We start from the raw sequence: 24,385 nt of genomic DNA, 5'->3' as shown, positions 1-24,385 counted from the left end.
GAGGTGGTCACGGGCTTCCGTCTGTGGCCCTGTCCTTCCTGTGGCGGGCGAACACCGGCGCAAGCAAACGGATGAGGCAGCTTCGGGTTAGTCCCGTGCATCAGCGGGAACGTTTGTTGCATAGTGGCGGGATGTTCATTTTATTTAGGTGTCAACCAATGAGGCTCCCACTTGCAGTCCTGTGTGCGGCGACGGTCTTTGGTGTCAGTGCGCATGCCAACACCTTCAAATGGACCAGCGCGAGCGATATACCCACCTGGGACATCCACTCCCAGAACAACGCCTTGGGCAACGGCGTGCACGCCTCGGTGTACGAGTCGCTCGTGTACTACAACAGCCGCACGTTCAAGCCCGAGCCGGTGCTGGCCACGGCCTGGAAACAGATGACGCCCACGCAGCTGCGGCTGAACCTGCGCACGGGTGTGAAGTTCCATGACGGGGGCGCCTTCTCCGCCGATGACGCGGTGTTTTCCATCCAGCGGGCCATGGCGAAGACGTCCAACTTCGGCATCTACGCACAGGGTATCGAGCGCGTGGTGAAGGTGGATGCCAACACCATCGATATCTTCACCACCGATCCCAACCCGGTGCTGCTCAACCAGCTCACTGAGTTGCGCATGATGAGCAAGGCTTGGGCAGAAAAGAACAACTCGACGTCGCCGAAGGACATCAAGACGCAGGACGAGAACTTCGCGCACCGCAACGCCAACGGCACCGGGCCCTTCGTGCTCAAGGAATGGCAGCCCGACCAAAAGCTCGTGCTGGCGAAGAATCCCAACTGGTGGGGCAAGGCCGAAGGCAACGTCACCGAGATCGTCTATACGCCGGTGAAGGCAGTGGCCACGCGCATGGCGGCGTTGCTGTCGGGCGAGGTCGATTTCGTGCTCGACCCGAGCCCGCAGGACTTGCCCCGCGTGCGCTCCAATCCTTCGCTCAAGGTGATCGATGGCATCGAGAACCGCACGATCTTCTTTGGCATGGACCAGTTCCGCAACGAACTGCCGGGCAGCAACATCAAGGGCAAGAATCCGCTGAAGGATCAGCGTGTGCGCAAAGCGCTGTACCAGGGTATCGACATGGACACCATCACGCGCGTGAGCTTGCGTGGACTGGGGCAGGCCACTGGCGCGCTGGTGGCGCCGCAGGTGAACGGGTGGACGCAGGCCGTGCACAAGCGCTATCCGTACAACGTCGAGGCCGCGAAGAAGCTGTTGGCCGATGCGGGTTACAAGGATGGGTTCGAGGTGGACTTCGCCTGCCCCAACAACCGCTACATCAACGACGAGGCGATCTGCCAGGCGGTCACGGCGATGTGGGCGCGCATCGGCGTCAAAGCCAAGCTGCGCACGCTGCCGCTGGTGACGTACTTTCCCATGATCCAGCGCTACGAAGCCAGCATCTACATGCTGGGTTGGGGGGTGCCGACGTTTGATGCGCTCTACAGCCTGCAATCGCTGGTGCGCTCGGTGGGTGCGGGCGGCGACGGCAATTACAACGTCGGCCGCTACAGCAACCCGCAGATGGACGCGTTGGTGGAGCGGACCAAGAAGGAAACCGACCTGAAGCTGCGCACCGAACTGCTGACCAAAGCGCTTGCCCTGCAGAACGAGGATGTGGCGCACATTCCCCTGCACAACCAGGTCATCCCCTGGGCGATGAAGAAGAACGTCACGGTGGTGCACCGCGCGGACAATCGCCTGGACTGGCGCCTGATCAAGGTAAACTGATTTTCAACGGTCGGTTGAGGGTCGCGCACCGCAGGGGGCGACCCTCTCTTCATTTCTCGCACGATGTTCGCATTCATTCTTCGGCGATTGGCGCAAGCGGTGGTCGTGATGGTCAGCGTGGCGCTGATCGCGTTCATGTTGTTCCAGTATGTGGGGGATCCGGTGGTATTCCTGCTCGGGCAGGACGCGACGCCCGAGCAGATCCGCGCGCTGCGCGCCGACCTGGGGCTCGACCAGCCGTTCTTCATCCAGTTCTGGCATTTCCTTTTGAATGCGGTACAGGGCGAATTTGGGTTGTCGCTGCGCCAGGGTGCGAAGGTGTCGCGGCTGATCGCCGAACGATTCCCGGCCACGTTGGAGCTGTCGCTGGTGGCAGCCCTGCTGGCCTTGCTGATCGGCATTCCCATGGGCGTTTACGCGGCATTGCGCCGGGGTTCGTTCATGAGTCAGGTCTTCATGACCGTGTCCTTGTTGGGTGTGTCGTTGCCCACTTTCCTTATCGGCATTCTGTTGATCTTGCTGTTTGCGGTGACGCTGGGTTGGTTCCCGAGTTTCGGCCGTGGTGAGGTGACACCGCTGGGCTGGTGGAGCACCGGTTTGTTGACGGCCAAGGGCTGGCACCACATCACCTTGCCGGCGATCACGCTCGCCATCTTCCAGCTCACGTTGATCATGCGGCTGGTGCGCGCCGAAATGCTGGAGGTGCTGCGCACCGACTACATCAAGTTCGCGCGTGCTCGGGGGCTCACCAACCGCGCCGTGCATTTCGGCCATGCGCTGAAGAACACGCTGGTGCCGGTGATGACCATCACCGGCTTGCAACTGGGCGGCTTGATCGCCTTTGCCATCATCACCGAGACCGTGTTCCAGTGGCCCGGCATGGGGCTGTTGTTCATCCAGGCGGTGACGTTCGCCGACATCCCCGTGATGGCCGCCTACCTCTGCCTGATCGCGCTGATCTTCGTGGTCATCAACCTGATCGTCGATCTGCTGTACTTCGCTGTCGACCCGCGCCTTCGCGCGGAGAAGGCCGGTGGCCACTGATGACCCTACCGTCTCGCATCAAGGCACATGGCCGCGCGTTCTCGCACATCGCGGCTTTCCATCCCGAACTCACGGCCTTGCGCCGCGACCTGCACGCCCATCCGGAGTTGGGTTTCGAAGAGCATTACACCGCGCAGCGCGTGGTCGAGTCGCTCAAGGTGTGCGGTGTCGACGAGATCCACACCGGCATCGGCAAGACGGGCGTGGTGGGGGTGATCCGTGGGCGCAGCAACACCAGCGGTCGCATGATCGGCCTGCGCGCGGACATGGACGCGCTGCCCATGACCGAGCACAACGACGTTGCCTGGAAATCCGCCCGCCCGGGCATGATGCACGGTTGCGGCCACGACGGGCACACCACCATGCTGGTGGGTGCCGCCCGTTACCTTGCGGAAACGCGCCAGTTCGACGGCACTGCGGTGCTGATCTTCCAGCCGGGTGAAGAAGGCTTTGCGGGCGCCAAGGCCATGATCGAAGATGGGCTGTTCGAGCGCTTCCCGGTGCAGTCCGTCTTCGGCATGCACAACTGGCCGCAGATGCGTCCGGGCACCGTGGGCATCAATCCCGGCCCGATGATGGCGTCCGCGGACCGCATCACCATCGAGATCACGGGCAAGGGAGGCCATGGCGCGCACCCGTACCAGACCGTGGACCCGGTGCTGGCCGCGGCCCACATCATCACCGCGGTGCAGAGCATCGTCGCGCGCAACGTGCGCGCGATCGACAGCGCGGTGATCAGCCTGTGCGCCATGCACGCCGGCGACATGGGTGCGTTCAGCGTGATCCCGAGCAAGGCGACCTTGGTGGGCACGGTGCGCACCTTCAACCCCGAGGTGCAGGCCATGGTGGAGAGGCGCCTGCAGGAAGTGTGCTCGGGCGTGGCGCTGGGCCTGGGCGCAACGGCCCATGTGAACTACGAGCGCATCTACCCCGCCACCATCAACACGCGCGACGAAGCCCGCTTCGCCGCGGATGTGGCGCAGAAGCTGGTGGGCCACGAACACGTGGACCGCAACATGGACCCGAGCATGGGGGCGGAAGATTTTTCCTTCATGCTGCAAGTCAAACCCGGCGCGTACCTGCGGCTGGGGCAGGGCGCCGAGAACGGCATGGGCAGCTGTGTGCTGCACAACAACCGTTACGACTTCAACGACGAGGTGCTGCCGCTTGGCGCAGCCTTGCACGCCAGCCTGGTGGAGCAGGGCATGCCGCTGGCGGGCGACGCGCACGCCGGCCACACCCGAAACCATTCCACAACTGCACACACATCGAGGAGCGAGGCATGAAGAGCATCCGGACAACGTGGGCGACCACACTGGTCACCACCGCCATGATCGCCATGGGCAGCGCCTCGGCGCAGACGATCCGCATCGGCAACCAGGGCGATGCCTTGTCGATGGATCCGCATTCGCTCAACGAATCGCTGCAGCTCAGCGTGACGAACAACGTGTACGAGCCACTGGTGGGACGCGACAAGAATCTCAAACTCGTGCCCGCGCTGGCCACCAGTTGGAAGCAGACCTCGCCGAACGTGTGGCGCTTCGAGTTGCGCAAGGGCGTGAAATTCCACGACGGCGCTCCTTTCACGGCCGATGACGTGCTGTTCACCTTCGCGCGCGCCTCCGGCGAGGGCTCGGACATGAAGAGCTATACCAACGACGTGAAGGAAGTCCGCAAGGTGAACGACTTCGCCGTCGAGGTCGAGACCAAGGGTCCGTTCCCCATCCTGCCCGACGTGCTCTCGCTGTTGTTCATCATGAACAAGAAGTGGGCCGAGGACAACCAGGCCACGCGCCCGGTCGATCGCCGCAAGGGCATCGAGAACGCGGCCTCGTTCCGCGCCAACGGCACCGGGCCGTTCCGCCTGCGCGAGCGCCAGCCCAACGTCAGGACAAGCTTTGTGCGCAACGGCAGCTACTGGGGCAAGATCGAGGGCAATGTGCTCAATGTGGAGTACACGCCGATTGGCAACGACGCCACGCGCGTGGCCGCGCTGTTGTCGGGCCAGGTGGACGTGATCGAGCCCGTGCCGCTGCAGGACGTCGCGCGCATCAATGCCACGGGCAAGACCAAGGTGATGCAAGGGCCCGAATTGCGCACGATTTTCCTGGGCATGGACCAGAAGCGCGATGAGTTGCTGTATTCGAACGTCAAGGGCAAGAACCCGTTCAAGGACAAGCGCGTGCGCCAGGCGTTCTACCAGGCCATCGACATCAACACCATCCAGCGCGTGGTGATGCGCGGGGCCTCCAAGCCCATGGCCTTGATGGTGGGTCCCGGCATCAACGGATACAACGACGCGGTGAACAAGCGATTGCCATACGACCCGGAGGCGGCCAAGAAGCTGCTCGCGGAGGCCGGCTATCCGAGCGGCTTCGAGGTCACGCTGAACTGCCCCAACGACCGTTACGTGAACGATGGCGACATTTGCCAGGCGGTGGCGGCCAACCTCGCGCGCGTGGGTGTGAAGATTAATTTACAGGCTGAGACCAAGGGCACCTATTTCCCCAAGGTCCTGCGGCGCGACACCAGCTTCTACATGCTCGGCTGGACGCCGGGTACCTACGACTCGCACAACGCGTTGAACGCGCTGATGCGCTGTGTGGACGACAAAGGCAGCGGCCAGTTCAACCTGGGGGCGTACTGCAACCCGAAGGTCGACGAGTTGACGGTGAGGATCCAGTCCGAAACCGACAAGGCCAAGCGCGACGCCATGATTGCTGAGGCCTTCAAACTGCACACCGACGACATCGGCCATCTCCCGCTGCACCAGCAGGCCTTGGCCTGGGGTGTTTCCAACAACGTGGAACTGGTGCAGCTCGCCGACAACTTCATGCCGTTCCGCTTCATGTCCGTGAAGTCGCCGAAGTAAGGCCATGCTGGCGTGCCACCAAGAGGCTAGGCGTCTCGTGGCCACTCCGCGGACAACAAGGTTCCCCACGTGATCAGCCTCATCAAAAGAGGGCTCGACAGCGATGTCGGCCACAGCTTTCGCTCATCTCCCACTGCCATCGTGGCGGCGGCCATTGCCATCGTTTGCGTGTTCTGCGCGGTGTTCGCGCCGTGGGTGGCACCACACAATCCGTTCGACCTCGCCACGCTCGAACTCTCCAACGCGCGCCTGCCGCCCGCCTGGCATCCTGAAGGTTCGAGCAATTTCCTGCTGGGCACCGACGACCAGGGCCGCGACATTCTCTCCGCGTTGATGTACGGCGCGCGCATCTCGCTCGCGGTGGGCTTGGCGTCGGTGCTGCTGTCGGTGGTGATCGGGGTGACGTTCGGTTTGCTGGCCGGTTTTCTCGGTGGCTGGATAGACGGCTTTCTCATGCGCTTGTGCGACGTCATGCTGTCCTTTCCCGCCATCCTCGTCGCGCTGCTGATCGCGGGCGTGGGCCGCGCCCTGTTTCCCAATGCGCACGAAGCACTGGCCTTTGGTGTGCTCATCATTTCCATCACGCTCACGGGCTGGGTGCAGTACGCGCGCACGGTGCGCGGCTCCACGCTGGTGGAGCGCAACAAGGAGTACGTGCAGGCCGCGCGCGTGACCGGCGTGGCACCGCTGCACATCATGCGCAGCCATGTGTTGCCCAACGTGATGGGGCCGGTGCTGGTGCTCGCCACCATCCAGGTGGCCACGGCCATCATCACCGAGGCCACCTTGTCCTTTCTGGGGGTGGGCGCGCCGCCCACCTCGCCGTCGCTGGGCACGCTGATCCGCGTGGGCAACGATTACCTGTTTTCCGGCGAATGGTGGATCACCATTTTTCCGGGCGCCATGCTGGTGCTGATCGCATTGAGCGTGAACCTGCTGGGTGACTGGCTGCGCGACGCATTGAACCCACGACTGCGCTGAACATGAGCCTGCTTCAAGTCAAGAACCTGGTTGTCGAATTTCCGAACCGCCGCGGCACGCTGCGCGCGCTGGACGACGTGTCTTTCGACATTGCTCCGGGCGAGATCCTCGGCGTGGTGGGCGAGTCGGGTGCGGGCAAGTCGCTCACGGGTGCGTCCATCATCGGCTTGCTCGAACCGCCGGGGCGCGTGGCCTCGGGTGAGATCCTGCTGCAGGGCAAACGCATCGACAACTTGCCGTACGACCAGATGCGCAAGGTGCGCGGCCGCCAGATCGGTGCGATCTTCCAGGACCCTCTGACCTCGCTCAACCCCTTGTACTCGGTGGGCCGCCAGCTCATCGAGACCATCACCACGCACCTTCCCGTGAGCCAGGCCGAAGCGCGGCGGCGCGCCATCGACCTGCTCAAGGACACCGGCATTCCGGCGGCGGATCAGCGCATCGACCATTTCCCGCATCAGTTCTCCGGCGGCATGCGCCAGCGTGTCGTGATCGCGCTCGCGCTGGCGGCCGAGCCACAGCTCATCGTGGCCGACGAACCTACCACCGCGCTCGATGTCTCCATCCAGGCACAGATCATCACGCTGCTCAAGACCATCTGCAAACAGCGCGGCGCGGCCGTGATGCTGATCACGCACGACATGGGCGTGATCGCCGAAACCTGCGACCGCGTGGCCGTGATGTACGCCGGGCGCATCGCGGAGATCGGCCCGGTGCACCAGGTCATCAACCAGCCCGCTCACCCCTACACCGCAGGCTTGATGGACTGCATTCCCGACATGGCCCAGGACCGCGAACGTTTGCACCAGATCGATGGCGCGATGCCACGGCTCAATGCCATACCCGCGGGTTGTGCCTACAACCCACGTTGCCCACGCGTGTTCGACCGTTGCCATGTGCAGCGCCCCGAACTGTTGCCCGCCGGCGCCACGCGCGCGGCCTGCTGGTTGCATGGCCAAGGTCAGGCGGTAGTCCCATGAGCGCCGACATGATCGAAAAGGCCGTGCAGGCACAACTGGCGCGCGAGCGCCAATCCGCGCCTACCGCGCCTACTGCGCCCACATTGCCCGAATCCCCTCTCCCGGAAGTGGCTGTTCAGCCCGTGCTCGTGCGGGCCACCGATCTCGCCAAGACCTTCGACGTGTCCGCACCCTGGCTCAACCGGGTCCTGGAACGCAAGCCGCGTCAGTTGCTGCGGGCCGTGGACGGCGTGTCGTTCGATATTCCCCGCGGTCAGACGCTGGCCCTGGTGGGAGAGTCGGGGTGTGGCAAGAGCACCGTGGCGCGGCTGCTGGTGGGGCTCTACGAACCCACGCGCGGGGGCTTCGAGTTCGATGGGCAGGATGCACATGCCGCGTTCAAGAGGCCCGAAGGCCGCAAGCTGCGCCGCCGCATCCAGATGATCTTCCAGGACCCGTATGCGAGCCTGAACCCGCGTTGGCGCGTCGAGGACATCATTGCCGAGCCTTTGCGCGAGCATGAGATTGAAACCGACCCCGCCGCCTTGCGCGCGCGTGTCGACGACTTGCTCCGATCGGTGGGGCTCTCGCCACAGGACCGTGTGAAGTATCCGCACCAGTTCTCCGGCGGTCAGCGCCAGCGCATTTCGATCGCGCGCGCTTTGGCCACGCAGCCCGAGTTCCTGGTGTGCGACGAACCCACGTCGGCGCTGGATGTGAGCGTGCAGGCGCAGGTGCTCAACATCATGAAGGACCTGCAGCGTGAGCGCGGGTTGACGTATCTCTTCATCAGCCACAACCTGGCCGTGGTGCGGCATGTGAGCGATCAGGTGGGTGTGATGTACCTGGGGCGGTTGGTGGAACTGGCGCCCAAGCATCACTTGTTCGCGCGGCCGCGCCATCCGTACACGCGCATGCTGCTCGATGCGATTCCGAAGATGCACGACACCGGCAAGGCGCGCACGCCCGTCTCGGGCGAAGTGCCCAATCCGTTGAACCCGCCGAGTGGTTGCGCCTTCAATCCCCGCTGCCCGCATGCGAACGATCGCTGTCGCGCCGAGCGGCCCCATCTGTTGGATATCGAGGGCATTCGCATCGCGTGCCATGCGGTGGAAGAAGGGCGAATCTGAGCGCGAAGCTCTCCCATTTGGCAGATGGTGGGGAGCAATCAGGTGGCCTACGCTTCTGAGCAGGAGAGGCCTGGTTTGAGACACCCCGTCGGGTGACGCCACTGGCCTACCTGATGAGGAGTGCATCATGGTCAAGCACCGGTGGTGGATGGCTCTGGCGTGGTTACCGCTCGGTTTCTGGGCGCACGCCAACGAAGCCGCAAGGCCCGTGGTCAAGGTGGGCGATGTGGCCACCTATGTGGTCAACATGCGGGGCGACAAGCGCACCGTGGAAGAGGTGGTGACCGTTCTGGAGGTCACCGGTGCGCAAATCCGATCGCAGTTTGCGCGGCCGGATCGAACTGCCGAGGGCCTGACAACCCGCGAGTGGGGGCTGGTGGTCAGTGCCGCCAGCAACACGCGTTTCGACCCTCCCATCCAGAGTCTGAAATTCCCTTTGACGGTGGGCGAGGCCTGGACCTCCAAGTACGTCGGCACTGGCACCAACCAATCTCAGGCCCGAGGCGATCTTGAATTCAAGGTGGCGGCCACCGAAAAGGTCCAGACGCCGGCCGGAGAGTTCGACACCTTTCGCATAGAGTCCAAAGGCTGGGTAACCGGCATCACCTGGCAGGGTGTGGTGCAGGTGAGGCAGACCTTCTGGTACGCACCGTCCATCAGCCGCTACGTGAAGACCGAGTTCCAGGATTGGCGCAATGGGCGTTTGTGGACCGACAACTTGACCGAGTTGAAGTCGTTCAAGCCCGCACCCTGAGGTATGCCGCCGCTACGCGTACCGCTTGCTCTTCAGGTTGTTCTTCATTTCCTTGAGCAAGGGCTGCAGCTTCGTGCCGCCGATGCGCAGCGCGACACAGGTGGCGACGATGTCGATCACCATCAGGTGCATCAGGCGCGAGGTCATCGGGCTGTAGCGGTCGTAGCCTTCGGGGTGGTCGGCCGAGAGGTGGATGTGCCCGGTCTGCGCCAGCGGTGAACCGCTGGTGGTGATCACGATGACAGTGGCACCGTGTTTGCGTGCGATGTCGGCCGCGTCCATCAGGTCGCGGGTGCGGCCCGAGTTGGAGATGATCACCACGCAGTCGCCGGGTCCGAGCAGCGAGGCGCTCATGACCTGCATGTGACCGTCGCTGTAGGCAATGGCGTTGATGCCCAGGCGGAAGAACTTGTGCTGCGCGTCCTGCGCCACGATGCCCGAATTGCCCGCGCCGTAGAACTCGATGCGTCCTCGGTTCTTGTAGGTGGCGACCAGCGCATCCACTGCCTTCTCGACCGCGTGGCTCGACGCGTCGTTGCGGTACTTCAGGAACGCGGCCACGGTGTTGTCGATCACCTTGACCAGCACGTCGCCCGTCTTGTCGTCCACGTCCACGCTGCGGTGGATGAAGGGAACACCCTCGCTCACGGTGCCTGCGAGCTTGAGCTTGAAGTCCGACAGGCCGTCGTAACCCATGCTGCGGCAGAAGCGCACCACCGTCGGTTTGCTCACGTGGGCGCGCTCGGCCAGTTCGGTCACGGGCAGGCTGGCAAAAGTGCGCGGATCCAGCAGCACGAGCTTGCCCACGCGTTGCTCGGCGGGCGCCAGCGAAGGCAGGGAGGCTTTGATCCGGTCGAGCATGGTGTGGTGGTCCCTGGTTACATACAGGCTTCGGAGGAACGAAATTTTATTACGTCCCCTGGCCGATAATCCGCCTATGAACCAACTCGACGCTCTCAAACTGCATACCACGGTCGTGGCCGACACGGGTGACTTCAACCAGATCGCGGCCTACGCCCCGCAAGACGCCACGACGAATCCCTCGCTGATCCTCAAGGCCGTGCAAAAGCCCGAATACGCGCATCTGTTGAAAGACGCGGTGGCCCAGCACGCAGCGCAAGGCCTGGACGAGGTGATGAACCGGCTGTTGGTGAGTTTCGGCTGTGAAATTCTCAAACTCATCCCGGGCCGCGTCTCCACCGAGGTAGACGCCCGATTGAGCTTCGACACCGAGGCCACCGTGACGCGTGCGCGCCGCATCGTCGAGCTGTACCAAGGGCAGGGCGTGCACGTGGACCGCGTTCTGATCAAGATCGCCTCCACCTGGGAGGGCATTCAGGCCGCGGCCAAACTGGAGCGCGAAGGCATCCATACCAACCTCACGCTGCTGTTCTCGTTTGCGCAGGCGGTGGCTTGCGGCCAGGCCAAGGTGCAGCTGATCTCGCCCTTTGTGGGTCGCATCTATGACTGGTACAAGAAGAGCGCAGGTGCCACATGGGACGAGACCGCCATGGCCGGCGCCAACGACCCGGGCGTGCGCTCGGTGCGCAGCATCTACGAGTTCTACAAGAAGCACGGCATCGCCACCGAGGTGATGGGTGCGAGCTTTCGCAACGTGGGCCAGATCACCGCGCTGGCGGGTTGCGATCTGCTGACCATCAGCCCGGATTTGCTGGCCCAGTTGGCGGCCAGCGAAGCGCCGCTGGTGCGAGCGCTCGACCCGGCAGCCGCAAAGGCACTGGACATCCCGTTCGTCACGCACGACGAAGCCAGCTTCCGCTTCGCGCTCAACGAAGATGCGATGGCCACCGAGAAGTTGGCCGAGGGCATTCGCGCCTTTGTGGCCGACACCATCAAACTCGAAGCGCTGATGAAATAGGCGCACAACGCCCAAAAACAAAAACCCCGCGAGCGATCGCGGGGTTTTTGTTTTTGGGCTTTCGTAGGAGCGAAGAAATGCTTCTACGACGCAGCATGAGGGTGCAGGGCAAGGCGCAGCCGCGCAGACAGTGGCATCGCCACGGCAAGCGGCTGCAACGCCGCCCTGCGCCCTCAGGCAAGGAGAGCTTACATGCCCATGCCGCCCATGCCGCCCATATCTCCCATGCCGCCGCCCATGCCGCCAGCAGGCGCTTCATCCTTCGGGGACTCGGCCACCATGGCTTCCGTGGTCAGCATCAGGCTGGACACCGAAGCGGCGTTTTGCAGCGCGGTGCGGGTCACCTTCGTCGGATCCAGGATACCCATTTCGATCATGTCGCCGTAGGTGTCGTTGGCGGCGTTGAAGCCGTAGTTGCCCTTGCCAGCCAGGATCGCGTTGACCACCACCGACGGTTCGCCACCGGCGTTGGCCACGATCTCGCGCAGAGGCGCTTCGATGGCCTTGAGCACCAGCTTGATACCGGCGTCCTGGTCGGCGTTGTCACCCTTGATGGTGCCAGCGGCCTGACGGGCGCGCAGCAGGGCCACGCCACCACCGGCCACGATGCCTTCTTCCACCGCAGCGCGCGTGGCGTGCAGGGCGTCTTCCACGCGGGCCTTCTTTTCCTTCATTTCGACTTCGGTGGCAGCGCCGACCTTGATCACGGCCACGCCGCCGGCCAGCTTGGCCACGCGCTCTTGCAGCTTCTCGCGGTCGTAGTCGCTGGTGGCTTCTTCGATCTGCACGCGCACTTGCTTCACGCGGGCTTCGATGTCAGCAGCGGCGCCAGCGCCGTCGATGATGGTGGTATTTTCCTTGCCGATTTCCACGCGCTTGGCTTGGCCCAGGTCGGCCAGGGTCACCTTTTCGAGCGTCAGGCCCACTTCTTCAGCGATGACCTTGCCGCCGGTCAGGATGGCGATGTCTTCCAGCATGGCCTTGCGGCGGTCGCCGAAGCCAGGTGCCTTCACAGCCACGACCTTCAGGATGCCGCGGATGGTGTTGACCACCAGCGTCGCCAGGGCTTCGCCTTCGACGTCTTCGGCAATGATCAGCAGCGGGCGGCCGGCCTTGGCGACTTGCTCCAGCGTGGGCAGCAGGTCACGGATGTTGGAAACCTTCTTGTCGTACAGCAGCACGAAGGGGTTGTCCAGCAGCGCCGATTGCTTCTCGGGGTTGTTGATGAAGTAGGGTGACAGGTAGCCGCGGTCGAACTGCATGCCCTCGACCACGTCGAGTTCGTTTTGCAGCGACTTGCCGTCTTCCACGGTGATCACGCCTTCCTTGCCGACCTTGTCCATCGCGTTGGCGATGATTTCGCCGATGGAGGCGTCGCTGTTGGCGGAGATGGAACCGACTTGAGCAATTTCCTTGCTGGTGGTGGTGGCCTTGGAGGCCTTCTTCAGCTCGGCGATCAGGGCTTCCACAGCCTTGTCGATACCGCGCTTCAGATCCATCGGGTTCATGCCGGCGGCCACGTACTTCATGCCTTCGCGCACGATGGCTTGTGCCAGCACGGTCGCGGTGGTGGTGCCGTCACCGGCGTTGTCGGAGGTCTTGGAAGCAACTTCCTTGACCATCTGCGCGCCCATGTTCTGCAGCTTGTCCTTGAGTTCGATTTCCTTGGCCACGGACACACCGTCCTTGGTCACGGTGGGGGCGCCGAACGAGCGCTCGAGCACCACGTTGCGACCCTTGGGGCCCAGGGTGACCTTGACCGCGTTGGCCAGGATGTTCACGCCTTCGACCATGCGTGCGCGGGCTTCGCCGCCGAAAACTACGTCTTTTGCTGCCATGTTTGTTGCTCCGGAAAAAAAAGATTAATCAGTTGGGGACAGAGCGGTCATGCGCTTTGCGCGTTGACCGGTCTGTCCCGCAAATCACTTGGACTCAACCACCGCGAACAGGTCGTCTTCCTTCATGACCAGCAGCTCATCGCCAGCGACCTTGACGGTCTGGCCGCTGTACTTGCCGAACAGCACGCGGTCACCGACCTTGACGTTCATGGCGGACAGTTCGCCCTTGTCGTTTTTCTTGCCGGGGCCAACCGCCAGGACTTCGCCCTGGTCGGGTTTTTCGGCAGCGGCGTCGGGGATGACGATGCCGGAGGCGGTCTTGGTTTCGCTGTCAATGCGCTTGACGATCACGCGATCGGCGAGAGGACGAAGGTTCATTGCATCTCCTGGATATGAAACGGATGGGGTTGTTCAGCACGGTGGGTGTCCCTGAGCAGGGCGCATACCGCTGATCGACTTGGAATCGTGTGTTAGCACTCGACCCCAGCGAGTGCTAATCATAAGGGTGGCTTAGGCCGTTTTCAAGCCAAAGGTCCTTTTATTTCTCCGGCTTCCGAGGTGACGGCCGATTTCATGCGCTTGCGCCTGCGCGATGCTGCGCGCGAGAAGGCCAGCCCACGGCGACGCGCGCAGGCCTGAACCGCGTCGATGTCGCCTTTTAGAATACCGCCCCAGGGTACTTGGCTGTACCCCGTGTCGGCGACCGCGAGGTCCGCGTCCTAAGCCCGGCGAGCGGGCACTTCCTTCACCCCAACCCTGTCACTGGATATGGTTCGACTGCTTCGTTGGAAAACCGGTTGGGTCGGCCTGTTGTTGTGCGGGTGGTTGGCCTGCGCAACTGGCCAAGTCTTCGCGGCCTCTGCGAGCGAGACCGACGTCACCCTGCAAGCCCAGGTGTGGGTGGATGTGAGCGGCAAGGCGCGGATCGATGAGGTTGTGGCCCGCGCCGCCGATTCGTTCACACCGCTGGAGCGTTACCGCAGTTTCGATCTGGGCCCAGGTGCGCTCTGGATGCGTCTGGAGTTGCCCGCGTTGGACCGCGCCCAGCGCTGGTTTCTGATGCTCAGTGCCGCGGCGTTCACCGACGTCGCCACCCTGTACACCCTTGGGGCCGATGGCGCCTGGACGGCGCAGCGCGCGGGTGATCACCTGCCCGTGGCGCAGTGGAGCCACCCCGATCAGACCCCTTTGTTCTCCCTCGATGCACAGGCTTTGGGGCCGGTCTGGCTGCGGCTGGAGAATGCGCCTGCGCCCTTGAGTCCGCGTCTGGTGTTGCTGACCGAGCAGCGCCTGCAGGAGGTCCGCTCCTGGACCTTCCTCATGGTCGGCGGTTACCTGGGATTCGGTCTGCTGGTGTTGTTCCTGGGCTGGGTGCACGTGCGGCTCTACGGCGATCGGGCCTTTGTCGCCTACTGTTGCTACGTGGCCTGCATGCTCGGCTTCCAGGCCGCGTTCACCGGCGTGGGCGGGTTGTTCTTCTGGCGCGACTGGGCCTGGTGGAACGATGCCGCGCCAGCGGTGTTCATGCTTTGGTTGACCGCCTCGGGCATCTGGTTCGTGCGCGAAGCCTGTGCGATCGCGCGCTACGACCGGGTGGTGGACCGCTTCGCACTGGGCTGGGCGGTGTTCGGCCTGCTGTACCCGATCGTGTATCTGTGTTGGCTGGGCACGCCGGCTTACATCGTGCTCAGCCTCTACGGCCTGTTCTCGGTGCTGCTCAGTTTCGCGCTGTGCGTGTGGGCCTGGCGCCGTGGTGAAACCTATGCGGGCTGGCTGGCCCTGGGCTTTCTGCCTGTGCACCTGGCCTACCCATTCCCGGCGTTGCGCAGCGCTGGGGTGTTGCCCGATGGCTGGGCCACGCAATATGCGCTGGTGATCGGCTCGGCGATCGAGATCCCGCTGCTGCTCTACATCCTGCACCGGCGTGCCAAGGACTTTAACGAGAACCGCACCCGACTGCGTGCCATAGAAAGCACGGACCCCTTGACCGGCCTGGCGCTGACGCCGGTGCTCATCCTGCGCCTGCGCCACGCCCTGAGGCGCTCGCGTCGCTATGGACACCGATGTGGCCTGGTCCTGGTGGAGTTGGCCAACCACCGAGAGATCGTCGAGCGGGAAGGGCGCGAAACGGGCGACCGCGCGCTGGTGGTGGCGGCGTCGCGCCTGTCGAAGGTGCTGCGCGACGTGGACACGGTCTGCCGCATCGCCGACACCCGTTTCGCCGTGCTCGTCGAGGGGCCGGAAGACATCCGCATGGTGGCCCAGCACATCGTGGCCAAGGGCCTGGAGCGCTCGCCTTCGCTGCCCGGCGATATCGACTTGCGATTCCGCCTCGTGTCATCGGTGCTGCCCATGGCGAGCGAAGAGGCGGTTGGCGATGCACAACTGCTGCAGCACTTGCACCGCGCGCTGGACCAGCTGGTGGCGGACCCTCGCAAGGTGGTCCAGCATCTGTCGCCAGGTGTTCCGCTCGAGGATCCTGACTCCACGGTACCCACACTGACTTGAGTGTTGTCGCAAACCGGTAGCCTGTTGCGCTCACCCTTTGTGCTTTGCCCTTGTTATTTAGAGAGGATTTGACATGAGTGGATTCCAGATCGGCGTGGTCGTCGGCAGCCTGCGGCGCGACTCTTTCAACCGCAAGCTGGCGCATGCGATCACCCAGCTCGGCCCCAAGGACTTCACGTTCAAGCTGCTGGAGATCGGCGATCTGCCGCTGTACAACCAGGACGACGATGCGAACCAGGCGGCTTCCGTGCAGCGGCTCAAGTCGGAAATCGCGGCGTCGCAAGGCCTGCTGTTCGTGACGCCGGAGTACAACCGATCGATGCCCGGCGTGCTGAAGAACGCCATCGACCACGCCTCGCGCCCTTACGGCAAGAACGCCTGGGCCGGCAAGCCGGCAGGGGTGATCGGCGTGTCCGTCGGTGCCATCGGGACCGCGCTGGCGCAGCAGCATTTGCGCAATGTGCTGGCCTATCTGGACGTGCCCACCCTGGGCCAACCCGAGGCTTTCATTCAGGCCAAGGACGGGCTGTTCGACAAGGACGGCGGCATTGGCGCGGACAGCCGCGAGTTTCTACAGAAATGGGTCGGCGCGTACGCCGACTGGGTGCGCAAGCACGCGGGTTGAACTCGCTAGAAATGAGCCAGGTAGCCGCCGTCGACCGCCAATACATGGCCGGTCACGTAGCTGGCCGCGGGCGAAGCGAGGAACACCGCCGCACCGCCGATTTCATCGGCATGGCCCCAACGGCCCAGCGAGCTGCGCTGCTGTAGCCAGGTGTTGGTGCCCGGGTCTTCCACCATGGTGGCATTGGCCTCCGTGGCGAAGAAGCCGGGCGCAATGGCGTTGACGTTGATGCCGTGTGGACCGAGTTCGGCGGCGAGCGCGCGCGTCAGGGCCGCCAGTGCGCCCTTGCTCGTGGTGTAGGCCGCGTCGCCGGCGCGCGCGATCGGCCCGGCAATGGATGTGATGTTGATGATGCGGCCGAAGCCTTGTGCGCGCATGGGGCGCGCGGCTTCACGGCACAGGTGCCAGGCCGAGACCAGGTTCGCTTCCAGCACTTTACGCAAGGCTTGGGCGGGCAAGGTGTCGAACGGTTCGCGTCGGCGTTGGCCCACGTTGTTGATCAGGATGTCGAGCCGACCTTGCGTGGCAAGGATCTGATCGACGGCCGCAGTGGCGGCATGTTCGTCGGCAACGTCGAACGGCAACGCGTGTGCCGCGCCACCGGCCGTTGCGCCAGCGGTATCGGCCTGCCTCACCGCGTCGACCAAGCCCTCGACACTGCGCCCGTTGAGCCAGACCGAGGCGCCGTGCGCGGTCAGCGCGCAGGCCATGGACAGGCCCAGGCCGCGGCTGGCGCCGGTGACCAGGGCCACACGGCCCTGCAGGGAGAACAACGAGGTCGCAACAGAGGTGGAGGGGTGCACCGGTCGATTATCAACCGGTGTACCCGTGTGGCACTTCAGTTGGGCAAGGTGGCCATCGACGACTCGGGGAAGGCCATTTCCGGCTCCAGCCCGTCGAAAGGCAGTGTGAAGAAGAAGGTGCAACCTTCTCCCGGAGCGGTCTCGGACCAGATGCGCCCGCCATGGCGCTCGATGATGCGCTGCGACAGGGCCAGGCCCGTGCCGGTGCCCTCGTAGTCCATCGAGTGGTGCTGGCGCTGGAACATCACGAACAGATTGTGCGCCTTTTGGAGGTCGAAGCCCACGCCGTTGTCGGCGATGTAGAAGGTGCGGCCGCCCACCGGGTTGACCTTCCAGCCCACTTCGATGCGGGCGGGATCGCGCTGGCGGGTGTACTTCACCGCGTTGTCCAGCAGATTGCCCAGGGCCTGCGCGAGCAGCATGGCGTCGCCGCGCACCACCGGCAGATCGTTCTCGATCACCCATTCGATGCGGCGGTCCGGATTTTCCTGTTTCAGGTGCGCCATTACACCTTGCAGCAACTGCGCCATCGGCACGGGCTGCGGCGCGATGGTGACGCGGCCCAGCCGCGCGTATTCCAGCAGGCCTTCGATCATCAGGCTCATGCGCTTGGAGGCCTTGGCGATCGAGTTCTGGTACTGCAGGGCCAGGGTGTCGCCGGAGGCCTGCGTCTGCTCCTGCAGCAGGCTCACGAAGCTGGCGATGTGGCGCAGCGGCGCGCGCAGATCGTGCGAGACCATGTGCGAAAACACGTCGAGGTCCTTGTTGGCCGCCACCAGTTGCTGTGTGCGTTCGGCCACGCGCTTTTCCAGTTCGCGGTTGAGGTCGTTCATCACGTCCTCCAGGCTCTTGGCCGCGGTCATGTCGCGTGTGATGCTGGAGAGGCCTTGCAGCTCGCCCGCTTCGTTGCGCAGCGCCGTGAGCACCGTGTGGGCCCAGAAGCGCGAGCCGTCTTCGCGCAGGCGCCAGCCGCGCGTTTCCCATTGGCCATGCGCCTTGGCCAGGCGCAGCACCTGACCGGGATCGACCTCGTCCTCGTCTGCGTTGTCTTCGGCCAGCAGTACCTCGTAGGAGCGCCCCACGATTTGCGACCGGGTGTGGCCGTGCAGGCGCTGAGCGCTCTCGGTCCACTCGGTAATGCCGCCGTTCTCGTCCACGAAGTAGATGCAATAGTCCTGAATGGCATCGACCATCAGGCGGTAGCGCTGCTCGCTGGCAAACAGCTCGGCCGAGCGCTCGCGCACACGTTCTTCCAGGTCGTGGTTGGCGTGCAGCACGAACTCTTCCGTGCGGCGGCGCTCGGAGATGTCGTGCAACTCCATCAGGATGCCTTCGACGCTGCCGTTCTGAAAGTCGGGGACGTAGTGGATTTCGTAGTAGTTGCGCTGGCCGTTGGCGCTGGTGCGTTCGGCTTCGAAGGTCTGCGTATGGCCCGAGAGGGCCTGTGCCACACGGGGCAGGATGTCGGGCAGCACTTCCGGACGCACGACCTGGCTCAGCGGCGAGCCCACCATGTCGGCCGGCGTCATGCCATAGCGTTCGGCATGTGCCTGGTTGGCAAAACGGCAGATCAGGTTCTTGTCGTAGTACGCCAGGCGGGCCGGAATGCGGTTGGTGATGCTCAGCAGCAGGTTGTCGGAAGCGATCGATGGCGCACTCGCCGTTGACGCGGCCTTGGTGACGGTGGCGTTGCCATGCAGGAACTGGCCCGCGGGGTCGAACGTCGGCGTCGAGGCCAGATGCACGCGCAGGGTCTGGCCGTCCGCATGCAGCAGGTCCAACGCCAGGGGCTCGGCGTGGCCGCTTTGGCGCAGCGACTCCACATGGGCACCCAGGGCGCCGTGCCAGGCCGGTGCCACCAGTTCGTGCAAGTGCAACGCCGTGCGGCTGCGGCCCAACCAGCCAAGCAAAGTCTGGTTGACATACACACAGTGCTGCGCGGCGTCGTAGGTGAGCAGGCCGCAAGGCGCGCTGTCGCTCAAGGCGCGAGCGCTGTCCAACGCAGCCTGCAGCTCTTGCGTGCGCGCATCCAGCGGCTGATCGTGCGCCAACTCAGCGGTTTCCATCCCTGGGACGCTGGGAGTGTCCATGGTTCAAAACTCCAGTTCGATCTTTTTGGCAGTCCAGAAAGTGGGCTTGTACTCCCATATCGGTGGATGCGGCGAAAAATTCAGGGTGCATTTCCCGGAATGCAAGGAGTCCTGTAAGACGAAATAAATAAAAACCCCGAGAAGACAAAGCTCCTCGGGGTTTTTGGGTGAATATTCACGCAGTGGCGGCCGTGCCGCCCGGCCTTACTTCAGGCCAGCCGCTGCACGCAGCGAGGCCGTCTTGTGGCCTTGTGGTCTGCGCTCACATCGCGACGCGATATGAGCTTCGCCCAAAGCGCAGGGACGGCGCTACGCGCCTGCTGGCCTCATTTGATGCCAGCCGCTGCACGCAGCGCCTGCGCTTTGTCCGTGCGTTCCCAGCTGAACTCGGGTTCTTCACGGCCGAAGTGGCCATACGCCGCGGTCTTGGTGTAGATCGGACGCAGCAGGTCGAGCATCTGGATGATGCCCTTGGGGCGCAGGTCGAACTGCTCGTTGACCAAGGCGGCGATCTGCTCGTCGGGGATCACGCCCGTGCCTTCGGTGTACACCGTCACGTTCATGGGACGCGCCACGCCAATGGCGTAGGCCACCTGGATCTGGCATTGCTTGGCCAGGCCGGCGGCCACGATGTTCTTGGCCACATAGCGCGCGGCATAGGCGGCCGACCGGTCCACCTTGGACGGGTCCTTGCCGGAGAACGCGCCACCACCGTGCGGGCAGGCGCCGCCGTAGGTGTCGACGATGATCTTGCGACCGGTCAGGCCGCAATCACCTTGCGGGCCGCCAATGACGAAACGGCCGGTCGGGTTGATCAGGTACTTGGTGTCCTTGAGCCACTCCTTGGGCAGCACTGGCTTGATGATCTCTTCGATGATGGCTTCGTTGAACGAGGCTTTCATCTTGTGAGCCGTCTCGCTCTGGTCGGGCGAGTGCTGGGTGGAGAGCACCACGGTGTCGATGCTGTGCGGCTTGCCGTCGACATAGCGCATGGTCACCTGGCTCTTGGCATCGGGGCGCAGGAAAGGCAGGCGGCCGTCCTTGCGCAACTGCGCCTGGCGTTCCACGAGGCGGTGCGCGTAGTAGATCGGCGCGGGCATCAGCTCGGGCGTTTCGTCGCAGGCATAGCCGAACATCAGGCCCTGGTCGCCGGCGCCGGTGTTCAGGTGGTCGTCGGACGCATGGTCCACGCCCTGGGCGATGTCGTTGGACTGCTTGTCGTAGCAGACCATGACCGCGCAGCCCTTGTAATCGATACCGTACTCGGTGTTGTCGTACCCGATGCGCTTGATGGTGTCGCGCGCGACCTGGATGTAGTCGACGTGCGCGTTGGTGGTGATCTCACCGGCCAGCACCACGAGACCGGTGTTGGTCAGCGTTTCGGCGGCCACGCGGCTGCGCGGGTCCTGCTCGAAGATCGCGTCGAGAATCGCGTCGGAAATCTGGTCGGCGACCTTGTCGGGGTGGCCTTCAGAGACGGATTCGGAGGTGAAAAGGAAATCGTTCGCCATGGTTAAACTCCAAGTTGGTTGATCGGCGTTGCCGGTCTTCAGAGTTCGGCGAACGCTTTAGCGGTATTTGTGAATCGCCCCGCAATTAGTTCGATAACTCGGCGATCGCGGGATTCTAAATCAAGCGATCGCCCCCCGCACTTCCCCTTCCCGCCGTGGCCTTTTTGATCCGCAGTCTTTTCCGCGCGCTGAGCGGGTTGCCCTTGTCTGTCCTGCACGCCTTCGGATGGGTGGTGGGGTGGCTGAGCTTCGGCTTGTCCAGCCGCTACCGGCAGCGCCTGTTTGCCCACGCCGCGCAGGCTGGCTACCCACGCCGTGTGGCGCTGGCCACGGTCGCCGAGTCGGGCAAGCTGGTGACCGAGTTGCCGCGCCTGTGGCTCGGGCGGCCCGTGCCGGTGGAGTGGGCCGGCGCCGAGCACATCGACGCGGCCCTGGCGCAAGGCACAGGTGTGCTGTTCCTCACGCCGCACCTGGGTTGTTTCGAAATCACCGCGCAGGCCTATGCGAAGCGCTATGGCGCCACGCACCCCATGACAGTACTGTTTCGGCCGGCGCGCAAACCCTGGCTGCGCGACCTGGTCGCCGGCGCCCGGCAGCGACCGGGACTGTTCGCCGCACCCACCACGTTGGCGGGCGTCAAGCAGCTCATCAAGGCGCTCAAGGCCGGCCAGGCGGTGGGGCTGCTGCCCGACCAGGTGCCGCCGCAGGGTCAGGGCGTTTGGGCGCCATTCTTCGGACGCGACGCGTACACCATGACGCTGTCGGCTCGGCTGGCCCAGGCAGGGCGCGTGCAGATCCTGCTGAGCTGGGGCGAGCGATTGCCGTGGGGCCGAGGCTATCGCGTGCATGTGCGGCCTTTCGAGATCCTCAACGCCGGCCCGCTGTCGACCGATGCCGACGAGGCTGCGCGGCAGATCAACCGGGCCATGGAAGCACTGGTGCGAGAATGCCCGGCCCAATACCTCTGGTCCTACGACCGCTACAAGCAGCCGCACCGGTCGGCGCCTCCGTCGCCTTGATGCCCTGATGTCTTCCTTGCCTCCCTCCCCAGAACAGGCGCTTGCGCCCGGCGGCCTGCTCAACCGATTGGGCGTGGTCTTCATGCGTGTGCTGGCCGTCCTGCCTTTGTCCTGGGTGCGTTGCATGGGCTGGCTGCTGGGCCAGGCGTTGTACGCCTTGGCGGTCCGGCGCCGGCGCATCGCGCTCATCAACTGGATGCAGTGTTTCCCGCAAGACGGCGTGGTCGAGCGCAAGCGCGCAGTGCGTCGGCACTTCGTGTATTTCGCGCAGGCCTGGCTGGACCGCAGTTGGCTTTGGCATGCACCCTTGGCCACCGTGCGCCAGCGCCTGCGTCTCACGGGGGAACTCAGCGCGCTGGAGGGGAACGAGCCCACGGTGCTGTTCGCGCCGCACTTTGTCGGCATGGACGCGGGTTGGACCGCGCTCACCGCGCACCTGGAGCGGCGCTTCTGCGGGCTCTATGCGGAACAAGCCAATGCCGGCCTGGACCGGTGGATGGCCGCGGGCCGCGAGCGTTTCGGACAACCCCATGTCGTCGCGAAGCGCCAAGGCATCAAGCCCTTGGTGTCGGCGATGCGCCAAGGGCTGCCGGTTTATTTGCTGCCCGACATGGACCACGGCATGCGCGACGCGGCATTCGTGCCCTTTTTCGGCGTGCAGACCGCCACGCTGATGTCCCTCTCGCGTCTGGCGCGTCTGGGGCGTGCGCGGGTGGTGTCCGTGGTCAGCCGGCTCACGCGCGAGGGGTACGAAGTGACGGTGATGGCGCCCTGGCCCGACTACCCCACGGCCGATGCGCAGGCCGATACCGCAGAGATGAATCGCTACCTCGAAGGTTATATCCGCCACGTGCCCGAGCAGTACTACTGGGTGCACAAACGCTTCAAAACCAGGCCCGACGGCGAGCCTTCGTTTTACGCCGATATCTGAGTGCCCTTGCTCCGCAGGCCCTCAGTCCAGTGCGGGTGGTTCGTCCTCGGGTGAGGGCTGGGCCACGACCGCAGCGGTGCCACCCTCATCGTGGGCCCACTGCCAGAGCAGCGTGGCCACATCGTCCAGGCCCTTCTTCTTCAAGGCCGAGAACAGCATCGCGCGACCACCGCCCGACTGCAGGCGCGCAATAGACAACGCCTTCTGGGCCTCGGCGTGGTTGAGCTTGTCGGACTTGGTCAGCAGCACCAGAAACTTCAAGCCTTCCTGTACGCGCGGGCGGATGACGTCGAGCAGGATCTCGTCGAGCTCGGTCAGCCCCAAGCGCGGGTCGACCAGCAAGACGATCCCCTTGAGGTTTTCCCGAGTCATCAGGTAGTTGCCCATCACACGTTGCCAACGCAGCTTGGCCTCGCGCGGCACGGCCGCGTAGCCATAGCCCGGCAGGTCGGCCAGCACCGCGTCGGTGACGCCCTGCTTGCCGAGCGAGAACAGGTTGATGCTTTGGGTGCGACCCGGTGTCTTGGACGCGAACGCCAGGCGCTTTTGCTGCGTCAGCGTGTTGATGCAGGTGGACTTGCCGGCATTGGAGCGGCCCACGAAAGCAATTTCAGGCACCGCCAGCGGCGGCAGGTGCTCGAGCTGGGGCGCGGTGGTGAGAAAGCGGGCTGTGTGCAGCCAGCCATGCGCCACCTTGGTCTCGGGCTTGGCGTCGCTCGGGGGCTTTCCAGCTTGGGAGGGAAGGGCGCCGGAGCGGCCTTTGGCGTCGGGTGACGGCGAAGAGGTCTTGCGGGCTGGAGTGGGGCGTTGGGTCATTTGGGGGTGCTTAGCGGTGGGGCATTGTAAAATCGATCGGCTTTGTCCACGCAAAGCGCGAAATTCCATAAACCGAACCCGTCGCAACCGACGCCCGCTCCGTCATGAAATTGCCCGTTTCTTTCCTTTGTGCCGCTGCCGCCGCAGCCCTGTCGTTCACCGCCCAGGCGCAATCGGTCAAGCCTGATCTGGCCAAAGGAAGCGCCCTCTACGGTCAGACCTGCGCGGCTTGTCACGCCGCAGACGGCAACTCCACCACCCCGGCCAACCCCAAGCTGGCCCAGCAGCATCCTGAGTACCTCGTCAAGCAGTTGCAGGAATTCAAATCGGGCAAGCGTGACAACGCCATCATGAAGGGCTTCGCCACCGCCATGTCCGACGACGACATGCGCAACGTGGCCTACTGGCTGGCGAGCCAGAAGGACAAGGGCGGCGCCGCCACCGACAAGGACTTGGTGAAGCTGGGTGAGCGCATCTACCGCGGTGGCATCGCCGACCGCCAGATTGCCGCCTGCGCCGGTTGCCACAGCCCCAACGGCGCCGGCATTCCCGCGCAGTACCCGCGCGTGTCCGGCCAGCAAGCCGAATACACCGCCTCCCAATTGAAGCAGTTCCGCGACGGTACGCGCAAGAACAGTGTGCAGATGAGGGACGTCGCGTCCAAGATGAACGACCGTGAAATCAAGGCCGTGTCCGACTACATCGCCGGTCTGCGCTAAACCTGGGGTTGGGGCAATGCCCCCCGTGGCGGCTTGTCATATAAGAGACTGTTGATATTTGCCGGCACAATGCCATAAGCCTCGCCGGGCGTTGAACGCCAGACAAGAAACACAGTCAGATGAGGGCGCGTTCCGGGCACACCGGGGCCGCCCTTTTTTGTTGCACCGTTTGATCCACC

General features: G+C 64.2%; 21 protein-coding genes. 14 read left to right on the top strand and 7 right to left on the bottom strand.

Annotated features, from left to right (window positions below; translation table 11 throughout):
• Positions 1–158: 158 nt before the first annotated feature.
• From F9K07_RS25640 to F9K07_RS25605, 8 genes are all read left to right on the top strand, one after another.
• Positions 159–1,727, top strand: a complete 1,569-nt coding sequence (locus F9K07_RS25640; RefSeq protein ID WP_159596098.1) for an ABC transporter substrate-binding protein — start codon at positions 159–161, stop codon at positions 1,725–1,727.
• 63 nt (positions 1,728–1,790) lie between these two features.
• Positions 1,791–2,771 carry an ABC transporter permease gene (locus F9K07_RS25635; protein WP_159596097.1) on the top strand — a complete coding sequence of 327 codons (981 nt, stop codon included), beginning with the start codon at positions 1,791–1,793 and terminating at the stop codon, positions 2,769–2,771.
• The gene (locus F9K07_RS25630) at positions 2,771–4,057 is read left to right on the top strand and encodes a M20 aminoacylase family protein (RefSeq protein WP_159596096.1); all 1,287 of its coding nucleotides are present in this window, start codon (positions 2,771–2,773) and stop codon (positions 4,055–4,057) included. The genes F9K07_RS25635 and F9K07_RS25630 overlap by 1 nt, the downstream gene beginning before the upstream one ends.
• A gap of 44 nt (positions 4,058–4,101) precedes the next feature.
• Positions 4,102–5,643 (top strand): ABC transporter substrate-binding protein, encoded by a 1,542-nt coding sequence (locus tag F9K07_RS25625; protein WP_236582059.1) that lies wholly within the window; start codon positions 4,102–4,104, stop codon positions 5,641–5,643.
• Positions 5,644–5,712: 69 nt separating this feature from the next.
• On the top strand, positions 5,713–6,624 hold the full coding sequence (locus F9K07_RS25620) for an ABC transporter permease (RefSeq protein WP_159596094.1): 912 nt from the start codon (positions 5,713–5,715) through the stop codon (positions 6,622–6,624).
• A gap of 2 nt (positions 6,625–6,626) precedes the next feature.
• Positions 6,627–7,604, top strand: coding sequence for an ABC transporter ATP-binding protein (locus tag F9K07_RS25615; RefSeq protein WP_159596093.1), 978 nt, complete (start codon positions 6,627–6,629; stop codon positions 7,602–7,604).
• The gene (locus F9K07_RS25610; protein ID WP_236581515.1) at positions 7,601–8,713 is read left to right on the top strand and encodes an ABC transporter ATP-binding protein; all 1,113 of its coding nucleotides are present in this window, start codon (positions 7,601–7,603) and stop codon (positions 8,711–8,713) included. Before F9K07_RS25615 ends, F9K07_RS25610 begins: the two co-directional genes overlap by 4 nt.
• A 127-nt stretch (positions 8,714–8,840) precedes the next feature.
• On the top strand, positions 8,841–9,467 hold the full coding sequence (locus F9K07_RS25605) for a hypothetical protein (protein WP_159596092.1): 627 nt from the start codon (positions 8,841–8,843) through the stop codon (positions 9,465–9,467).
• Between the two features lie 12 nt (positions 9,468–9,479).
• Here the strand turns inward: F9K07_RS25605 and F9K07_RS25600 are convergent, their stop codons facing one another.
• Positions 9,480–10,328, bottom strand: coding sequence for a MurR/RpiR family transcriptional regulator (locus F9K07_RS25600; RefSeq protein WP_159596091.1), 849 nt, complete (start codon positions 10,326–10,328; stop codon positions 9,480–9,482).
• A gap of 76 nt (positions 10,329–10,404) precedes the next feature.
• Here F9K07_RS25600 and tal point away from each other — a divergent pair, with 76 nt between their 5' ends.
• On the top strand, positions 10,405–11,346 hold the full coding sequence (gene tal, locus F9K07_RS25595) for a transaldolase (protein WP_159596090.1): 942 nt from the start codon (positions 10,405–10,407) through the stop codon (positions 11,344–11,346).
• Positions 11,347–11,534: 188 nt separating this feature from the next.
• On the opposite strand, the gene groL is transcribed toward tal, so the two are convergent.
• Both groL and F9K07_RS25585 read right to left on the bottom strand, forming a co-directional pair.
• The gene (gene groL / locus F9K07_RS25590; protein ID WP_159596089.1) at positions 11,535–13,184 is read right to left on the bottom strand and encodes a chaperonin GroEL; all 1,650 of its coding nucleotides are present in this window, start codon (positions 13,182–13,184) and stop codon (positions 11,535–11,537) included.
• Positions 13,185–13,268: 84 nt separating this feature from the next.
• Entirely contained in the window at positions 13,269–13,562 is a 294-nt protein-coding gene (locus F9K07_RS25585) for a co-chaperone GroES (RefSeq protein WP_066268460.1), read from the bottom strand.
• Positions 13,563–13,952: 390 nt separating this feature from the next.
• On the opposite strand from F9K07_RS25585, the gene F9K07_RS25580 reads away from it, so the two are divergent.
• Both F9K07_RS25580 and F9K07_RS25575 read left to right on the top strand, forming a co-directional pair.
• Positions 13,953–15,692 carry a sensor domain-containing diguanylate cyclase gene (locus tag F9K07_RS25580; RefSeq protein WP_159596088.1) on the top strand — a complete coding sequence of 580 codons (1,740 nt, stop codon included), beginning with the start codon at positions 13,953–13,955 and terminating at the stop codon, positions 15,690–15,692.
• A 73-nt stretch (positions 15,693–15,765) separates the two neighbouring features.
• Entirely contained in the window at positions 15,766–16,317 is a 552-nt protein-coding gene (locus F9K07_RS25575; protein ID WP_159596087.1) for an NADPH-dependent FMN reductase, read from the top strand.
• 5 nt (positions 16,318–16,322) lie between these two features.
• Here F9K07_RS25575 and F9K07_RS25570 read toward each other — a convergent pair whose 3' ends face one another.
• The 3 genes from F9K07_RS25570 to metK form a co-directional block, all read right to left on the bottom strand.
• Positions 16,323–17,120, bottom strand: a complete 798-nt coding sequence (locus tag F9K07_RS25570; RefSeq protein ID WP_159596086.1) for an SDR family oxidoreductase — start codon at positions 17,118–17,120, stop codon at positions 16,323–16,325.
• Between the two features lie 35 nt (positions 17,121–17,155).
• Complete coding sequence (locus F9K07_RS25565) at positions 17,156–19,210, bottom strand: PAS domain-containing sensor histidine kinase (protein WP_159596085.1); 2,055 nt, start codon at positions 19,208–19,210, stop codon at positions 17,156–17,158.
• Positions 19,211–19,536: 326 nt separating this feature from the next.
• The gene (gene metK / locus F9K07_RS25560) at positions 19,537–20,721 is read right to left on the bottom strand and encodes a methionine adenosyltransferase (RefSeq protein WP_159596084.1); all 1,185 of its coding nucleotides are present in this window, start codon (positions 20,719–20,721) and stop codon (positions 19,537–19,539) included.
• 155 nt (positions 20,722–20,876) lie between these two features.
• On the opposite strand from metK, the gene F9K07_RS25555 reads away from it, so the two are divergent.
• Positions 20,877–21,740: a lysophospholipid acyltransferase family protein gene (locus tag F9K07_RS25555; RefSeq protein WP_236581513.1), complete on the top strand. Its 864-nt coding sequence runs from the start codon at positions 20,877–20,879 to the stop codon at positions 21,738–21,740.
• A 7-nt stretch (positions 21,741–21,747) separates the two neighbouring features.
• Entirely contained in the window at positions 21,748–22,671 is a 924-nt protein-coding gene (locus F9K07_RS25550) for an LpxL/LpxP family acyltransferase (RefSeq protein ID WP_159596083.1), read from the top strand.
• A 21-nt stretch (positions 22,672–22,692) separates the two neighbouring features.
• Here F9K07_RS25550 and yihA read toward each other — a convergent pair whose 3' ends face one another.
• On the bottom strand, positions 22,693–23,487 hold the full coding sequence (yihA, locus tag F9K07_RS25545) for a ribosome biogenesis GTP-binding protein YihA/YsxC (protein ID WP_159596082.1): 795 nt from the start codon (positions 23,485–23,487) through the stop codon (positions 22,693–22,695).
• 104 nt (positions 23,488–23,591) lie between these two features.
• On the opposite strand from yihA, the gene F9K07_RS25540 reads away from it, so the two are divergent.
• Complete coding sequence (locus F9K07_RS25540; protein ID WP_159596081.1) at positions 23,592–24,206, top strand: c-type cytochrome; 615 nt, start codon at positions 23,592–23,594, stop codon at positions 24,204–24,206.
• Positions 24,207–24,385: the final 179 nt, after the last annotated feature.

Source organism: Hydrogenophaga sp. BPS33, assembly GCF_009859475.1.
GTDB lineage: Bacteria > Pseudomonadota > Gammaproteobacteria > Burkholderiales > Burkholderiaceae_C > Hydrogenophaga.
Note: the sequence above shows the minus strand (reverse complement) of the source record. Positions and strands in the feature narration are given on the sequence as shown.

Excerpts from the sequence above, each read along its gene's own strand:
- F9K07_RS25640 (WP_159596098.1), top strand. The coding sequence starts at position 159 with ATGAGGCTCCCACTTGCAGTCCTGTGTGCGGCGACGGTCTTTGGTGTC.
- F9K07_RS25635 (WP_159596097.1), top strand. The coding sequence starts at position 1,791 with ATGTTCGCATTCATTCTTCGGCGATTGGCGCAAGCGGTGGTCGTGATG.
- F9K07_RS25630 (WP_159596096.1), top strand. The coding sequence starts at position 2,771 with ATGACCCTACCGTCTCGCATCAAGGCACATGGCCGCGCGTTCTCGCAC.
- F9K07_RS25625 (WP_236582059.1), top strand. The coding sequence starts at position 4,102 with ATGATCGCCATGGGCAGCGCCTCGGCGCAGACGATCCGCATCGGCAAC.
- F9K07_RS25615 (WP_159596093.1), top strand. The coding sequence starts at position 6,627 with ATGAGCCTGCTTCAAGTCAAGAACCTGGTTGTCGAATTTCCGAACCGC.
- F9K07_RS25610 (WP_236581515.1), top strand. The coding sequence starts at position 7,601 with ATGAGCGCCGACATGATCGAAAAGGCCGTGCAGGCACAACTGGCGCGC.
- F9K07_RS25605 (WP_159596092.1), top strand. The coding sequence starts at position 8,841 with ATGGTCAAGCACCGGTGGTGGATGGCTCTGGCGTGGTTACCGCTCGGT.
- F9K07_RS25600 (WP_159596091.1), bottom strand. The coding sequence starts at position 10,328 with ATGCTCGACCGGATCAAAGCCTCCCTGCCTTCGCTGGCGCCCGCCGAG.
- tal (WP_159596090.1), top strand. The coding sequence starts at position 10,405 with ATGAACCAACTCGACGCTCTCAAACTGCATACCACGGTCGTGGCCGAC.
- groL (WP_159596089.1), bottom strand. The coding sequence starts at position 13,184 with ATGGCAGCAAAAGACGTAGTTTTCGGCGGCGAAGCCCGCGCACGCATG.
- F9K07_RS25585 (WP_066268460.1), bottom strand. The coding sequence starts at position 13,562 with ATGAACCTTCGTCCTCTCGCCGATCGCGTGATCGTCAAGCGCATTGAC.
- F9K07_RS25580 (WP_159596088.1), top strand. The coding sequence starts at position 13,953 with ATGGTTCGACTGCTTCGTTGGAAAACCGGTTGGGTCGGCCTGTTGTTG.
- F9K07_RS25575 (WP_159596087.1), top strand. The coding sequence starts at position 15,766 with ATGAGTGGATTCCAGATCGGCGTGGTCGTCGGCAGCCTGCGGCGCGAC.
- F9K07_RS25565 (WP_159596085.1), bottom strand. The coding sequence starts at position 19,210 with ATGGACACTCCCAGCGTCCCAGGGATGGAAACCGCTGAGTTGGCGCAC.
- metK (WP_159596084.1), bottom strand. The coding sequence starts at position 20,721 with ATGGCGAACGATTTCCTTTTCACCTCCGAATCCGTCTCTGAAGGCCAC.
- F9K07_RS25550 (WP_159596083.1), top strand. The coding sequence starts at position 21,748 with ATGTCTTCCTTGCCTCCCTCCCCAGAACAGGCGCTTGCGCCCGGCGGC.
- yihA (WP_159596082.1), bottom strand. The coding sequence starts at position 23,487 with ATGACCCAACGCCCCACTCCAGCCCGCAAGACCTCTTCGCCGTCACCC.
- F9K07_RS25540 (WP_159596081.1), top strand. The coding sequence starts at position 23,592 with ATGAAATTGCCCGTTTCTTTCCTTTGTGCCGCTGCCGCCGCAGCCCTG.